The sequence below is a fragment of the Microbispora sp. H10830 genome, assembly GCF_014161375.1.
Classification (GTDB): domain Bacteria; phylum Actinomycetota; class Actinomycetes; order Streptosporangiales; family Streptosporangiaceae; genus Microbispora; species Microbispora catharanthi.
Window position 1 is genome coordinate 842149 of record NZ_JABBWX010000001.1, and the last position, 15622, is coordinate 857770.

The 15622-nt window shown below is 70.4% G+C and carries 13 protein-coding genes; 10 read left to right on the plus strand and 3 right to left on the minus strand.

Annotated elements, in window-relative coordinates; all coding sequences use genetic code 11:
* The first annotated feature begins 183 nt into the window (after positions 1-183).
* The 4 genes from HHX35_RS03925 (at position 184) to HHX35_RS03940 (ending at position 5036) form a co-directional block, all read left to right on the plus strand.
* Positions 184-1515: a sugar ABC transporter substrate-binding protein gene (locus HHX35_RS03925; protein ID WP_182897584.1), complete on the plus strand. Its 1332-nt coding sequence runs from the start codon at positions 184-186 to the stop codon at positions 1513-1515.
* Between the two features lie 3 nt (positions 1516-1518).
* Positions 1519-2535, plus strand: coding sequence for a carbohydrate ABC transporter permease (locus HHX35_RS03930; protein ID WP_182897585.1), 1017 nt, complete (start codon positions 1519-1521; stop codon positions 2533-2535).
* Entirely contained in the window at positions 2532-3383 is an 852-nt protein-coding gene (locus HHX35_RS03935) for a carbohydrate ABC transporter permease (RefSeq protein ID WP_139576133.1), read from the plus strand. The genes HHX35_RS03930 and HHX35_RS03935 overlap by 4 nt, the downstream gene beginning before the upstream one ends.
* A gap of 123 nt (positions 3384-3506) precedes the next feature.
* On the plus strand, positions 3507-5036 hold the full coding sequence (locus HHX35_RS03940; protein ID WP_182897586.1) for a glycoside hydrolase family 3 protein: 1530 nt from the start codon (positions 3507-3509) through the stop codon (positions 5034-5036).
* 92 nt (positions 5037-5128) lie between these two features.
* Here HHX35_RS03940 and HHX35_RS03945 read toward each other — a convergent pair whose 3' ends face one another.
* Positions 5129-6397 (minus strand): OmpL47-type beta-barrel domain-containing protein, encoded by a 1269-nt coding sequence (locus HHX35_RS03945; protein ID WP_220504915.1) that lies wholly within the window; start codon positions 6395-6397, stop codon positions 5129-5131.
* An 846-nt stretch (positions 6398-7243) separates the two neighbouring features.
* On the opposite strand from HHX35_RS03945, the gene HHX35_RS03950 reads away from it, so the two are divergent.
* Both HHX35_RS03950 and HHX35_RS03955 read left to right on the plus strand, forming a co-directional pair.
* Positions 7244-8458 (plus strand): multicopper oxidase domain-containing protein, encoded by a 1215-nt coding sequence (locus HHX35_RS03950; RefSeq protein WP_220504916.1) that lies wholly within the window; start codon positions 7244-7246, stop codon positions 8456-8458.
* Positions 8459-8566: 108 nt separating this feature from the next.
* A complete protein-coding gene (locus tag HHX35_RS03955; RefSeq protein ID WP_220504917.1) occupies positions 8567-9595 on the plus strand; it encodes a multicopper oxidase domain-containing protein in 1029 nt (342 codons plus the stop codon).
* A gap of 49 nt (positions 9596-9644) precedes the next feature.
* Here HHX35_RS03955 and HHX35_RS03960 read toward each other — a convergent pair whose 3' ends face one another.
* Positions 9645-10823: an ROK family transcriptional regulator gene (locus HHX35_RS03960; RefSeq protein WP_182897590.1), complete on the minus strand. Its 1179-nt coding sequence runs from the start codon at positions 10821-10823 to the stop codon at positions 9645-9647.
* A 231-nt stretch (positions 10824-11054) separates the two neighbouring features.
* Between HHX35_RS03960 and HHX35_RS03965 the strand changes: the two genes are divergently transcribed.
* From HHX35_RS03965 to HHX35_RS03980, 4 genes are all read left to right on the plus strand, one after another.
* Positions 11055-12956 (plus strand): endonuclease/exonuclease/phosphatase family protein, encoded by a 1902-nt coding sequence (locus HHX35_RS03965; protein WP_182897591.1) that lies wholly within the window; start codon positions 11055-11057, stop codon positions 12954-12956.
* Positions 12957-13022: 66 nt separating this feature from the next.
* The gene (locus tag HHX35_RS03970) at positions 13023-13487 is read left to right on the plus strand and encodes an Rrf2 family transcriptional regulator (RefSeq protein ID WP_139576126.1); all 465 of its coding nucleotides are present in this window, start codon (positions 13023-13025) and stop codon (positions 13485-13487) included.
* A 34-nt stretch (positions 13488-13521) separates the two neighbouring features.
* Positions 13522-14307, plus strand: coding sequence for a DNA-formamidopyrimidine glycosylase family protein (locus HHX35_RS03975; RefSeq protein WP_182897592.1), 786 nt, complete (start codon positions 13522-13524; stop codon positions 14305-14307).
* Between the two features lie 65 nt (positions 14308-14372).
* Positions 14373-14660, plus strand: a complete 288-nt coding sequence (locus tag HHX35_RS03980) for a glyoxalase/bleomycin resistance/dioxygenase family protein (protein ID WP_182897797.1) — start codon at positions 14373-14375, stop codon at positions 14658-14660.
* A gap of 391 nt (positions 14661-15051) precedes the next feature.
* Here HHX35_RS03980 and HHX35_RS03985 read toward each other — a convergent pair whose 3' ends face one another.
* Positions 15052-15408 carry a helix-turn-helix domain-containing protein gene (locus tag HHX35_RS03985; protein ID WP_139576123.1) on the minus strand — a complete coding sequence of 119 codons (357 nt, stop codon included), beginning with the start codon at positions 15406-15408 and terminating at the stop codon, positions 15052-15054.
* Positions 15409-15622 lie beyond the last annotated feature (214 nt).

Consider the following 15622-nt stretch of genomic DNA (forward strand, 5'->3'; position numbering starts at 1 on the left):
CGCGGTCTTTTTTATAAGAAAGTTTCTTGTTAGTTTATCGCCTGCCAGCCCGGAGGCAACCGATCAGCCTCGGGACGCCAGAGCGCCGACCGAAAGGAGAGCGCCTTCCAGCAGGTGAGCGGTCCGCCGACACCCCCCACGAGGCGCACCCCCGACGCGAAGCCGGGAAGGGAGAGACCCATCGTGAAGATCGTGAAGATCGCGGTCGCGACCACCGCGACCGCTGTCCTGGCCCTGGGACTCGCCGCTTGCGGAAGCGACGACTCCGGTAGCACCACCGCCCCGTCGGCCTCCGCGGCCGCGAGCGGTCCGAAGTTCGCCGGCCAGACTCTTACCGTGTGGCGACTCGGTGCCCCCACCGACGTCTTCACCAAATACATGGACGACCTGAACGCCGCGTTCAAGGAGAAGACGGGCGCCGAGGCGAAGGTCCAGTGGATCCCCTGGCCCGACGCCCAGAAGAAGTGGACCACCGCGCTCGCCGGCGGCGAGGGCCCGGACGTCACCGAGTTCGGCAACGACCAGGTCGCCGCCTGGGTGGCGCAGGACGCGCTCGCCGACATCACCGACGCCGCGAAGGGCGACCCCGAGCTCCAGCAGATCCCGCAGAACCTGTGGAGCTACGAGACCATCGACGGCAAGATCTACGCCGTGCCGTGGGGCGGCGGCACCCGCGCCGTGCTCTACCGCAAGGACTGGTTCGACAAGCTCGGCATCGAGGTCCCCAAGACCTGGGACGACCTGGTCGCCGCGGGCAAGAAGATCGTGGACAAGCAGGGCAAGGACGTCGACGGCTTCGCCTTCAACGGCGGCTCCGACGCGAACATGTCGCTGTCGCCGTTCGTCTGGTCCGCCGGCGGCGACTTCGCCAAGTTCGAGGGCGGCAAGTGGGTGGGCCAGCTCACCCAGCCGGCCTTCAAGGAGGGCTTCCAGTTCTACACGGACCTGGTCGCCAAGGACGGCGTCTCCGGCAAGGGCCGCCTGACGCAGAACTCCGTCGACATCGCCCAGCGCTTCGCCGCCGGCAAGGTCGGCATGTACGTCACCGGCGGCTGGGACATCGCCGCGATCAAGGAGCAGAGCAAGGGCAAGGTCGACGAGTCGAAGATGGGCTTCTTCTCGCTGCCCGCCAAGGACGGCTCCGGCCCGGCCCCGGCCTTCCAGGGCGGCAACGACATCGCCGTCTGGAAGGACGCCAAGAACCCCGAGCTCGCCCTCGAGTACGTCAAGCTCGCCGCGGGCAAGGAGTTCGGCGTCCGGTACGCCAAGGAGGGCGGCCTGCTCCCGCTCTACCCCGACGCGCTCGCGGAGATGGGCGGCGACCCCGCCCAGAAGCCGTTCACGGACACCTTCAAGGTCGCCAAGGGCTTCCCGGCCAGCCCCAACTGGGCGGAGGCCAACGACACCAAGGCCGTGCTGCAGAACGCGGCGCGTGAGGTGATCGAGGGCAAGAAGAGCGTCGACCAGGCTCTGACGGACGCGAACACCGAGCTTGAGACGATCCTCAACCAGTAGATCATGACTCAATCGTCAACCCTCGCCCGGGGCGGAGCCGACACCTCCGCCCCGTCGCGGCGCAGTCGCAAGCGGGCGCGCAGGCCGGGGCTCTCCCCGAAGGCCGTCCCGTACGTCCTGCTCCTGCCCGGCTTCCTGGTCATCGCGGTGCTGCTGCTCTACCCGCTGTACCAGATGGTCGAGATGTCCTTCCACAAGGTCGGGCTCCGGCAGATCAAGGCCGTCAACCCCGCGCCCGCCGAGTTCATCGGCTGGGACAACTACTCGCAGATCCTCGACTCGGACCTGTTCTGGTCGTCGCTGCGCAACACGGTGCTCTTCGCCGTCGTCACCGTCGCGCTGACGCTCGTCCTCGGAACCCTCGTCGGCCTGCTGCTCAACAAGCTCGGCCCGAAGATGTCGACCTTCGTGATCGTCGGCATCATGGCCGCCTGGGCCACCCCGCCCACCGCTCAGGCGATCGTGTGGAAGTGGCTGTTCGACTCCGACTCGGGCATCGTCAACTGGACGCTGAACCTCCTGCCCGACTGGCTGTCGAACCCGCTGTTCGGCCGCGCCGACTGGAGCGGGCACCCGTGGTTCAACGACACGCTCACGCTCTACTTCGTGCTGATCGTGGCCGTGGTGTGGGCGTCGTTCCCGTTCATCGCGGTGTCGGTGCTCGCGGGGCTCAAGAGCATCCCCTCGGAGCTGTACGAGGCGGCGAAGATGGACGGCTCGGGCGCGGTCCGCACGTTCAGGAGGATCACGCTTCCGCTGCTCAAGCCGGTGTTCTCGGTGCTGGTCGTGCTGTCGATCATCTGGGACTTCAAGGTCTTCACGCAGCTCTACCTGCTGGCCGGCGGCACGGTGAACCGCGACGCGTTCAACCTGTCGCTGTGGAGCTACGCCGAGGCGTTCAGCAGCCCGCCGAAGATGGGCCTGGGCGCCGCCATCGCGGTCGTGCTGACCGTGATCCTGCTGCTGATCACCTTCGTGTACGTGCGTCAGATCGTGAAGACGGAGGACGACATCCGATGAGCCCGCTCGCCCGCAGGAGGCTCGGACGGGCCGCGCTGAACGCGGCCGGGGTCGTGGTGTTCCTCTTCGCGGTCTTCCCCGTCTACTGGATGGTCACCACGGCCTTCAAGCCGAACGACCAGATCTTCACCACGAGCTTCATCCCGTTCCCCAGCCCGCCCTCGATGGACCACATCTCGCGGGTCTTCACCAAGGGCGTCGCCGGCCACTCCATCTGGCAGTACCTGTTCAACAGCACCCTCGTGGCGCTCAGCGCCGTCGTGCTCGGCGCGGTGTTCGCGCTGCTCGCGGCGACCGCGGTGGCCAGGTTCCGCTTCCGGTTCCGCACCTCGTTCCTGATCCTGCTGCTGATCGTGCAGATGGTGCCGGCCGAGGCGCTGCTGATCCCGCTGTTCACCATGGTCAAGCGGCTCGGCCTGTACGACCAGCTGCTCGGCCTGATCATCATCAACGTCGGCCTGACGCTGCCGTTCTCGGTCTGGATGCTGCGCACGTTCGTCGCGGCCGTGCCCAAGGAGCTGGAGGAGGCCTCCTGGATCGACGGCGCGGGCCGGTTCACCACGTTCTGGCGGGTGCTGTTCCCGCTCGTCGCGCCCGGCCTCGTCGCGACCAGCATCTTCGCGTTCATCACCACCTGGAACGAGTTCGTCTACGCCCTGACCCTCATCGGCGACCAGGGCAAGTACACGATGCCCGTCGCGCTGCAGTTCTTCGTCGGCCAGCGCTCGACCGACTGGGGCGGCATCATGGCCGCCTCCACCCTGATGACCATCCCGGTCCTCGTCTTCTTCCTGCTGGTCCAGCGGCGGATGGTCTCCGGCCTCGTCGCGGGCGCGGTCAAGGGATAACCCCACCGCTCACCGGCACCCCCACTCTCCTGAAGGCCGCTTGTACGGCCACCGCACCCGGTGGCCGTACGAGCCCTGCCCGCGCGTCCTCACTCCCACTGTCACCTAAGGAGCCGAGACACCATGTCCGCCACCCGCGACCCCCTGACGGGGGCCGCCGACCTGTCCACGCGTACCGGCGACCCGGGCCTGCACCGGCTCGCGGCGGGCGCACTGCTGATCTCGTTCCAGGGCACGACCGCGCCGGACTGGGTCCTGCGCGGCCTGGAGGACGGTCTGGGCGGCGTCTGCCTCTTCGGGTTCAACGTCGCGGGCGGCGAGCAGGTCGCCGCGCTCAGCGCCCGCCTGAACGAGGCGGGCCGCCCGGTCGTCTCCCTCGACGAGGAGGGCGGGGACGTCACCCGGCTGGCTTACCACACCGGGAGCGCCTACCCGGGCAACGCGGCGCTCGGCGCGGTGGACGACGTGGCCCTGACCGAGCGGGTCTACCATGCGATGGCCGCGGACCTGGCGCGGTGCGGGGTGAACCTCGACATGGGCCCGGTGGCCGACGTCAACACCGCCGACGACAACCCGATCATCGGCACCCGGTCGTTCGGCTCGTCGCCGGGCCTGGTGGCACGGCACACGGTCGCCGCCGTACGCGGCCTGCAGTCGGCGGGGATCGCCGCCTGCGTCAAGCACTTCCCGGGCCACGGCGCCACCCATCAGGACTCCCACCTGGAGATCCCGCTGGTGGACGCCTCGCTCGACCTGCTGAGAGAGCGTGAGCTGGTCCCCTTCCTCGCGGCGATCGAGGCCGGAGTGAAGTCGATCATGACGGCGCACGTGGCCGTTCCCGAGCTGACCGGCGACCTGCCCGCCACGCTCAGCGCCCAGGCGCTCACCGGGCTGCTGCGCCGCGAGCTGGGCTACGACGGCGTCGTGCTCACCGACGCCCTCGACATGCACGCGATCAGCAAGAACGTGGGGCTCGCGGAGGGCGCGGTGCGGGCCCTGACCGCGGGCGCCGACCTGCTGTGTCTCGGGCCGCTGCCCACGTCGGAGGACGTGCGGAGCATGGTGGACCACATCGTGGACGCCGTCGCCGAGGGCAGGCTCACGGCCGAGCGGCTGGAAGAGGCCGCCGCGCGGGTGGAGCGGCTGCGCGACTGGTTCGCCGGCGCGCACCTGCCATCAGGGAGCGGGCCGGCCGGGGAGGTCGCGGAGGGCGACGCCGTCGGCCTGCACGCCGCCCGGCGCGCCGTGTCCCTGACGGGCTCGGCGGGGCCGCTGGTCGATCCGTTCGTGGTCGAGATCGACACACCGCCGACGATCGCGGTGGGCGAGGTGCCCTGGGGGGTTGCGCCGTGGCTGCCGGAGGCCGAGATCGTCCGGGTCACACCCGCGGAGGCCGACGCCGGGGCGCTGCTCGGCCGGGCCCGGGAGCGTTCGCTGATCGTGGTCGTCAAGGACGCCCACCGCCACCCGGAAAGCCGCGCGCTGATCTCGGAGCTGCTCGCCACCCGCCCGGACGCCGTCGTGATGGAGATGGGCCTGCCGATCTGGCGGCCCGACGCGGGGGCCTACATCGCGACGTACGGCGCGGCCCGCGCCAACGCTCAGGCCGCGGTGGAAGTGCTGAGCGGTGGTCCCTCGGCAGCGGGGCTGTAAAGGGCGGAACCGACCGGCCCATCGGCCGGTCGGTTCCTGTTCACTACGGTGGCGCCCCCGGTACCTACACCGTGATCGCCGCGCCGGCCCGGTCAGCCGCAGCTGATCGCGTTGTAGCCGCTCTCGTAGGACGTGGTGACCTTCTCACCGTCGATGAACGACGTCCCGGTCACGGTGGCCTTGCCCGCGCCGATCTGCTTGGCCCGCGTGTTGAAGGATTGGTACGCCTGCTTGCCCGGGGCCACGTCGGCCACGGTCCTGGAACCGTACGGGGTGGTCAGCGTCACGGTCGCCGGCACCTCGCCGTCGTTGACGGCCGTGACAGCGACGTACACCGACGTGCCCACGCAGCGGGACGAGGCGGTGACGGTCAGCGGCGTCTCGGCGGGCGGCGGCGCCACGACGACCGTGAAGTGGGCCGTGGCGACGTCGGAGGTGTTGCCGGCCTTGTCGGTCGCCCGATAGCTCACGGTGTGCTCGCCGACCTGGTTCACCGGCACCGGAGCCGTGTAGGCCTGGAACGCGCCGCCGTCCAGGGCGTACTCCACCGTGTCCACCCCGGACTCGGTGTCGGTCGCGGAGATGGTCACCGTGGCGGAATCCACGTAGTCGCCATCGGCGTCCTTCGTGCCGGACACATCCGCCGACACCGTCGGCGGGGTGGTGTCCTTCGGCTGCGGGGCCACCACCGTGAACGTCACCGACTGCACCTCAGAGGTGTTGCCGGCCTTGTCGGCGGCCCGGTACCGCACAGTGTGCTCGCCGACCTGGTTCACCGGCACCGGAGCCGTGTAGGCCTGGAACGCGCCACCGTCCAGGGCGTACTCCACCGTGTCCACCCCGGATTCGGTGTCGGTGGCCGAGACGGTCACCGCCGCGGAACCCACGTAGTCGCCATCCGCGTTCTTCTCGCCCGACACCGACGCCGACACCTGCGGCGGCGTCGTGTCGGTGGGGCCGGCGCTGGTGACCACGATCTCGCCGACCATTCCCGAGTGACCGGGGATCGCGCAGTAGTAGCGGTACGTTCCAGGGGTGAGGTTCACCTGAACCTCGTGCCTGCCCCCATTCGTGTCGAATGGGCTGGCGACGATGTTGACGTTGACGTCGTGGTTGTAGCCGGGGCTGGAGACGTCGAACGTCAGCGTGTGCGTCATCCCGGAGGTGTTGCCGGTCGACGCGTCGGTCTCGAAGATGATCGTCGCAGGGCCGGCCGTCGCCGTGGTCGGCGCGGACTTGTACTCGGTGTAACTGTTGTCGGCGGTCCAGACGAGCGTCTGCTCCGCCGCCTGGCCGACCTGCTGACTCTGTTCCTGTGCCGCGGCCCCCACTCCCGACAGCCACACCGTCGGCAGTGCCACTGCCACAATCACCAGGGCTATGCGTCCGAGCGTGGCAGGGGTTCTGAGCGCCCTCCGCAAATCACCGAGGAAGCCCGAGAAAAATCTGATGCGCATTTACCGTGTACCTCTCATGATCTGATGCCTCGGCCGGCGGACACCGCGCTTTGGCCGACGTCACTCGGAGGGCGTGCCGGGTGGGAGAGCTCGCGTGCACGGGCGTCGCGGAACTCGGCCAGGCGGTGTCGGCCTCGGAGCGGTGGTAGGTCGGGCGGTCATGACGCGCGGCGTCGTCACGCCCAGAGTCAGGGCGACGTTTCCCTTATGATCACGGCGCGGCGCCAGGCGGGTGGCCGGGGTGTGCGAAGAGGTCTCTTCGGCCCATCGTCCGCTCCTTCGGTTGTGGGGGGCAACAGCAACCTTCGGAAGAACTGCCTGATCGGCCGCGGTGGTCACTGGACTCGCCGATGGCGGACGCGGCGCCGACCTTGCCGGTCTCCTCGTCCCTGCGCCGATCGATCATTCCCGGTGACGGCAGCGGTGCCGTGACGTCCTACATCCCTTCAGAGGCTGATGGCCGCTCCTCAGGCGCTTCGGCTGGAAACGTAACAGTCTGGCTGCATTTAGTCCACATCAATTACTAAGTTGACTAGTTCGTTACCATACTTACCGAAGAAATCAGCTAAAGACTCGTTACGCATCGGTGGAAGTGCCCTTAGACCTGCGCGAATTCCTCCGGACCGGCATGGCCGCGCCTCGACCCCGACCCCCATGTCGTATCCGCCGGCATCACGGACCACCCCCCGCTCGCCGCGCCCGGGCGAGCGCCGTCACCGATTGGGAACCATGACCGAGAAAAGCAGTGATGTGACGCGACGCCTGCTCTCCCGGCGCGCCTTCACCGCCACCGCGGCGACAGCCGCCGCGATCGCACCGTTCGCCGTGGCGAGTCAGGCCACCGCGGAGCCCGCCGGCAAGACCGCCGGCAAGACCGCGGGCGAGCCTGGCGACGTCCGCCGCATCACCCTCTACGCGGACAACCTGCCGGACGGTCAGATGGGCTACGGCCTCGAGCCCGGCAAGCCCACGATCCCCGGCCCCCTCATCGAGATGATCGAGGGCGAGACCCTCGAGATCGAGCTGGTCAACAACACCGGCGTGACCGCCAGCCTGCACGTGCACGGAGTGGATTACCAATGGGACAGTGACGGCACGCGGATGAACGCCAGCGTGGTGGAACCGGGAGGCCGGTACGTCTACACCTGGCGCACCCACACCCCGGCCACCCGCCCGGACGGCACCATGGAGCCCGGCAGCGCGGGCTACTGGCACTACCACGACCACGTCGTGGGCACCGACCACGGCACGGGCGGCATCCTGCGCGGACTCTACGGGCCACTGGTGGTACGCCGCACCGGCGACGTGCTCCCGGACAAGACCTTCACCGTCGTCTTCAACGACATGAAGACCAACAACCTCACCCAGGCACCCGACTTCACCGCCGAACTCGGTGAACGCGTGGAGTTCATCGTCATCGCCCACGGCAACTTCTTCCACACCTTCCACATCCACGGACACCGCTGGGCCGACAACCGCACCGGCATGCTGGAAGACCTGGAGGACCAGAGCCGGATCATCGACACCAAGACCACAGGACCCGCCGAATCATTCGGCTTCCAGGTGATCGCCGGCGAACGCGTCGGCCCCGGGAAGTGGATGTACCACTGCCACGTACAGAGCTACTCCGATGCGGGGATGGCCGGGACGTTCACGGTGACCGGCGCGAGCGAGAAGGTGCCGCTGACCGTCACCGCCGCATCCCGCTGCGTGGGCACGTCGGTGTACGTCGCGGTCACGGCCGTCAACCACGGCGACGTGGCGGCGACCGTGACACTGACCACCCCGTACGGTTCCAGGACCGTGGCCGACGTGGCCCCGGGCAAGCAGGCGTACCAGTCCTTCAACACGCGGGCCAAGCAGATCGGCGCGGGCAAGGCCACCGTGACCGGGACCGCGACGATCGACGGCAAGAAGGTCACCTCGACCTACGAGACCGACTACAGCGCGATCAGCTGCGGCTGACCTGGCAGCGCCAGCACCGACCATCCTCCAGCTCGGACCACCCCCAGCTCGCCGCACCCGGGCGAGCGCCGTCACCGATTGGGAACCATGACCGAGAAAAACACTGATGTGACGCGACGCCTGCTCTCCCGGCGCGCCTTCGCCACCACCGCGGCGACAGCCGCCGCGGTCGCGCCGTTCGCCGTGGCGAGTCAGGTCACCGCCGCGCCCGCGGACAAGGCAGCGGGCAAGACCGCGGCCGGGGCCGGGGTCAAGACCGCCGGCACGCCGGGTGACGTCCGCCGCATCACGCTCTATGCGGAGAAGCTGCCCGACGGTCAGCTGGGCTACGGCCTGGAGGCCGGCAAGCCCACGATCCCCGGCCCCCTCATCGAGATGATCGAGGGCGAGACCCTCGAAATCGAGCTGGTCAACAACACCGACGTCACCGCCAGCCTGCACGTCCACGGAGTCGACTACGAAACGACCAGCGACGGCACCCGGATGAACAACAGCGTGGTGGAACCGGGAGGCCGGTACGTCTACACCTGGCGCACCCACACCCCGGCCACCCGCCCGGACGGCACCATCGCACCCGGCAGCGCCGGCTACTGGCACTACCACGACCACGTCGTGGGAACCGACCACGGCACGGGCGGCATCCTGCGCGGACTCTACGGGCCACTGGTGGTACGCCGCACCGGCGACATACTCCCGGACAAGACCTTCACCGTCGTCTTCAACGACATGAAGACCAACAACCTCACCCAGGCACCCGACTTCACCGCCGAACTCGGCGAACGCGTGGAATTCATCGTCATCGCCCACGGCAACCTCTTCCACACCTTCCACATCCACGGACACCGCTGGGCCGACAACCGCACCGGCATGCTCAAAGACCCGCAAGACCAAAGCCGGATCATCGACACCAAGACCACCGGACCCGCCGAATCATTCGGCTTCCAAGTGATCGCCGGCGAACGCGTCGGCCCCGGAATGTGGATGTACCACTGCCACGTACAGAGCCACTCCGACATGGGAATGGCCGGGACGCTCATGGTGACCGACGCGAACGGAAACGTGCCGGGCCACTCCATGGACGACATGCCGGACCACTCGATGAGTGGGATGCCGAGCCACTCCATGGACGGCTCGTAACGGCGACGCCGTCACACGTCCGGATCGGGGCTTCGGCTGGAAGCACTCCCTATGCCGTGAAGATCTCTTCCCTGGCCTGGTCGAGCGCGGCGAGGACGGCGCCGCGCAGCACCGGATTGCCCTCCACCTGGCTCGTGACGACCTGCGGCGGGACCGGGCAGATGCGCGCGACCGCCTCTTCCACGCGGGTGGTCAGCGCCGCCCCGCCGGCCCGGCAGACCTCTCCGGCCAGCACCACGAGGCCGGGGTCGAGCACCACGCACACCGACGCCACGCCGAGGGCGAGCCGCGAGGCGACCTCGTCGAGCAGGGGCTCGCCCGCGGACCCGGCGGCGACGGCAGCGGTCACGCAGTCGGCGGCGGTGTCCCCGGCGAAGCCGTGCCCGCGGGCCAGTTCGGTGACGGCCTCGGAGCTGACCAGCGACTGCAGGCCGCCCCCGAGCGACGGCAGCCGCCCGGGGACCGCCCTCACGTCGTCGGCGAGCGGCACGCCGGGCACCGGGAGGTAGCCGATCTCCCCCGCGCTGCCCGACCGGCCCCGGTGCAGCCGTCCGCCCAGCACGACGGCCAGGCCGATGCCCCGGCCCACCCACACGAGCACGAAATCGTCCACCTCCTGGGCGGAGCCCTTCGCGCGTTCGGCGATCGCGGCGAGGTTGACGTCGTTCTCGATCGTGACGTCCCGGCGCAGGTCGCGTGCCAGCGCCTCGTGGATGCCCTCGTGCCACTGCGGCAGGTCGAAGGAGAACCGCACATCGCCGGTGCGGGGGTCGACGACGCCGGGCGTGCCGATGACCACACCGCGTAGCCGCGACAGCGCCACCTTCGCGCTCCTGCAGGCCTTCACCACGGCCGCGTGCACCAGCGACACCGGGTCGTCCTGCCCCTCGGGGGAGGCCGTCACCTCGGCCACCACGTCGCCGTTGATGTCGGCGATCGACGCCGACACCCGGTCGGGGCCCACCTCGAGCCCCGCGACGTACGCGCAGGAGGCGATCACGCCGTACAACGCGGCGTTGGGTCCCCTGTTGCCCGCCTGCTCCCCCACGACCTCCACCAGGCCGCGCTCCTCCAGACGCGCCAGCGTCTGGGACGCGGTGACCTTGGACAGGCCGGTGAGCTCCCCGATCTGGCCGCGCGTCAGGGGACCCGAGGCGAGCAGCAGTTCCAGGGCGGCCCGGTCGTTGATCTCCCGGAGCAGCCGGGGCACGCCAGGACGTCGCTCCATGCTCCTGCTTCCCATCGTCTGAGTCTCCGGCCTGCCGTCGGTGCGCCCACCCACGCCCCTCCGGTCCGCTCGGCCCCCGGCGGCGCTTCGACCATGTGCGCCCGTGAATGAACAACAAGGTTTCCAGCAAGCTTAGCGAGCCGACAAGGGCGGGGAACGCCCCAGGTCGAACGTATTGGTAACGCTCCCATGTTTCATGAGGATGGCTCATATGAGCCTGAAGGGAGCGCCATGACCGAGACGGCCAGGCAGCCGCGCACCACACCGACCCGCCGATTTCCCGCTCCCCCGTGGCCACTGGTCATGCTCGTGACGGGCGTCGCGCTCCTGTTCGACGTGATGCGGGTGTTCCTGCCGTCCCTCATCACCCTGTACGGCAGGGCGGGCGAGACCGACCCCGCGAGCATGGGGATGTACGCCGCGCTGTGGTTCGTCCTGCCGTTCGCCGCCGTCCCCGCGGCGCGGCTCACGTCGCCCCGGATCGTCAGGACGGCGGGCGCGGTGGCGCTCGTCGTGGCCCGGCTCGGCCTGCAGGCCGCGGACGGGGGCGCCCCCCAGCTTCTGCTCGCCTCCGCCGGGGTCACGGCGGGCCTGGTCTTCCTCTACGGCTGCGCGCGGACGGTGGCGGACACGTGGGTGCCCGCCGGACTGATCGGCGGCCTGGCCGGCGCGTCGATCGTCCATCTGGCCCTCGACCGGGTGGACCTCGTCTGGCGGCTCGGGCCGCTCCCCTGGTTCGCCGCCGTCGCCCTCTGCGTCGCCTTCCTGCGGTCCGTACGGCTCTCGCCCGCATCCCCCATCCCCGCCCCGGCGGCCGTGTGGTTCGCCTTCGGCCCGATGCTCATGCTCGCGGGCATGTACTGCGGCGGCCCGGCCATACTCGCGCAGGACACCGCGCAGCACAGTGCGCCCTTCACCGCTCTGGCGGTCGCGCTCCAGGTCGCGGCGCTGTGCGCGGCCGTCGTCTACGCCTGGACCACGTCGTGGGGCTGGACGGCCGGGCTCTTCCTGATCGCCGGGGTGGCGGCGGCGGAGACCGGCGTGCAGGGCCTGCCGGCCCTCGTGACGACGGTCGCCCTCGGAGCCTGCGCCGGCGCCGCCGGGCGGCACACGGCCGCCACCTCGGGGAGCGCGGGAGGGCGCGGGGGCGTCGCGGTGCTGGGCGGGATGCTCGTGTTCCTGGCCGGGGCGTTCCTCTACTACGCGGCCTTCGACGCCGACCTGGGGTTTCCCAACACCCTGGTCCCGGTGGCGGTCGCCGTTCCGGTCGCCGCCGTCGCCGTACGCGGGGGCCGGCGGCGCCAGACCGCCCCGGCACGGCGGGCGCCGCGCCGATGGGGGTCGATCGCGGTGTCGCTGGCCCTGCTGACCGGCCTCCTCACCTGGCAGTCACCACCGGCCACGAAAACGATCACGGGGAACGAGTTCACACTCGTGGCGTACAACATCCGGATGGGCTTCGGGCTCGGCGGGCGGCTCGACCTCGACCGCGTCGCCGCCTGGGCCGCGACGCGACGCCCCGACGTGGTGCTGCTCAGCGAGGTGGACCGGGGCTGGCTGCTCAACGGCGGGCACGACGACCTGGCGAGGATCGCCCGCGGCCTGGGCATGCGCTACTACTTCGCCCCCGCCGCGGACCGACTCTGGGGCGACGCGCTGCTCACGAACCTGCCCGTCGCCGAGATCGGTTCGACCCGGCTGGGGCGGCACGGATACCCGACCGGCGCCCAGGCCCAGTCGATCGTGCTGAACATCGGCGACCACGAGGTGGGGATCGTGAACACGCACCTGCAGGAGCCGCGCGGGCAGGCACCCGAGGTGGCGGCGATCGCCCGGCGGCTCGCCGCGAACACCCTCCCACCCGGCATCGGTGTGGCCGACCCACGACCGGTGATCGTGGCGGGAGATCTCAACACGACGCCGTCCGATCCCCAGATGCGCGTGCTGGAGGCCGCGGGCCTGTCCGACCCCCTGCGGGCGCTCGGCGACCCGCCGACCTCGCCCGCCGACGCCCCCGTGCGGCGCATCGACCACGTGCTGATCTCGGACGGGCTCACCGCGGTGGCGGCCGACGCGCCCCGGGTTCCGTTCTCCGACCACCTCCCGCTCGTCGTGCGGCTCCGGCTGGATTAGGCCCGGCCGGGCCGTGTTGGCGGGCGGGCGTCCTACCGATGCCAACCAGGCGGGATAATCGACTACATGCGACTTTCTGCCCGTGTCGACTACGCCCTCCGTGCCGCCGCCGAACTCGCCGCGGCGGGTGAGGGACCCACCACGGTGGGCGAGCTGGCCAAGGAGCAGGAGATGCCCCCCAAATATCTGGAGAACATCCTGCTGCAGATGCGCCGCGCCGGACTGGTGCGCGGGCAGCGGGGCCCAGAGGGGGGCTATGTCCTGGCACGGCCGGCCAGTCAGATCTCGCTCGCCGACGTGATCCGCGCGGTGGACGGGCCGCTGGCCAACGTGCGGGGCGAGCGGCCCGAGCACGTCGGCTACCAGGGCGCCGCCCAGGCGCTGCAGCAGGTGTGGATCGCGCTGCGGGCGAGTGAGCGGGCCATCCTCGAAGAGGTCACCCTGGAGCAGATCGCCAAGGGCGAGCTGCCGGACCGAGTGACCGAGCTCGCCGCCGACCCGGCGGCGTGGGACTCACACATGCCCGTGTGAGCCGCCTGAACCCGATCCTCCCGGGAGGAGACCCGTGCCGGAGGGTGACGCCGTCTACCGGACCGCCAAGCGGCTCAGGCAGGCCCTCGACGGCCGGAGGCTGACCCGCAGCGACTTCCGGGTGCCCCGGTACGCCACCGCCGATCTGCGCGGCCGGACCGTGCTGACGACGGTCTCGCGCGGCAAGCACCTCCTGACCCGGGTGGAGGGCGGGCTCACCGTCCACACCCACCTGCGCATGGAGGGAAGCTGGCGCGTGGGCCCGGCGGGCCGTCCGGCGCCGAGAGGCGACGTGGTCCGGCTGATCCTCGCCAACATCCAGTGGCAGGCGGTCGGCACACGGCTGGGGATGGTCGATCTCGTGCCGACCGACCGTGAGGAGCGGGTCGTGGGGCATCTCGGCCCGGACCTGCTCGGGCCGGACTGGGACGCCGCCCTCGCCGTACGGAACCTGCTGCGCGCTCCGGAACGGACGATCGGGGAGGCGCTGCTCGACCAGCGCGACCTGGCGGGCATCGGCACGATCTGGCGGGCCGAGACGCTGTACGCGGCGCGGATGTCCCCGTGGCGCCCCGTGGGGTCGATCCCGCAGGACGAGCTGGAGGCGCTGGTCACGGTCGCCCACCGTCTGATGGACGCGAGCAAGGACACGCCGCTCCCGGTGACGACGGGCGATCCGCGCCCAGGGCGGTCGCTGCTCGTCTACGGCAGGGGACGCCGCCCGTGCCGCCGCTGCGGCGCCCCGATCAGCGGCGGGGAGATGGGACCGCAGCCGGCCGAGCGGCTGATCTACTGGTGCCCCGCCTGCCAGCGGGACTGAGAACCGACAATAGGGCGGTACGTAGACACGAAGGGGATTCCGTGCCGCCCACCGCCGCCCGCGTCATGCTGCTCGTCCTGTACACCGATCGGCTGGAGGAGTGCCGCGCCTTCTACGGCGCACTCGGCGTCGAATTCACCCGGGAGCGGCACGGCCGAGGCCCGGAGCACTACGCCGCCGTCCTGGCCGACGGCACCGTGTTCGAGTTGTACCCGGCGACCACCGAGCGCAGAACCGGAGCCGTACGGCTCGGTCTCCATGTTGACGGCGCCACCGCCGAGCCGCGGTTGGAGCCCGGCCGGCACCTCATGACCGATCCGGACGGCAGGGTGGTCGAGATCCAGGCGTCGTGATCACGGCGGTCAGCGAAGACAGCCGTACGGAGACGAGGGAGCCACGCGACCGAGGGACGTGAGGACGCCGCGGGACCGCGGTGCGGAAAAGGCCGCAGAGACGGGAGTGGACGAGCGCGGCCAAGCGCGAACGGGGCCCGAATGGGCACGCCGGAACGGAACGGTGCCTGCGAACCGGGCCTGCGAACCGGGCCTGCGGGGGCCAGGCGCCCGCCCGTGGGATCGGGACAGGGCACCCGGGTCCGGGTCGAGCCGGACTGCGAGCGCGGGGCCACGCCTGGCCTTCTGCCGGGCGTGTCCTATCGAGCCGTGTCTTATGGGGCCTGCGGGGACGGTCAGGCGAAGTCGTGGAGACGCCGACCGCCGGCGCGGCGGGGCGTCGAGACGCCGCCTAGGCGGCGACCATGTCCTTGACCTCGGGGAAGCCCTCGAATTCCGGCCCTGCGGGGACGGTCTCCGGGATGGGCAGGCGCTCGTGCTCAGGCACCTCTGCCAGCACGGGGGCGGCCTGCAGTTCGGCCAGCGCGAACTGGTCGGACACCTCGCGCAACACCTGGGACAGCGGGACCCCGAGCGCGCCGCAGATCGAGGCGAGCAGTTCGGAGGAGGCTTCCTTCTGACCGCGCTCGACCTCGGACAGATAGCCGAGTGAGACACGCGCCAGAGTGGAGACCTCGCGAAGGGTGCGATTCTGCCGCACCCTCAGCCGCCGCAGCACGTCACCGAGCAGCTGACGCAGCAGGATCATCTGTCGCTCCCTCCCCAAGGGGGGCGCCTTCACGACGCCTCTCACGGTGGGCTCATGTCGCCCCTTCTTCGTCTGCCCTTCGTACATACGCCTCGCCGTCATCATGGGTTCGCTCGGCCCCTTCGCCGGGCGTGCGCCTGTCTTGCTCCTCGCCTTTGGCTCACGGACCTCACTCACAGCTCCACCGTACCTGTAGAGGGCGACACCGCGGCAG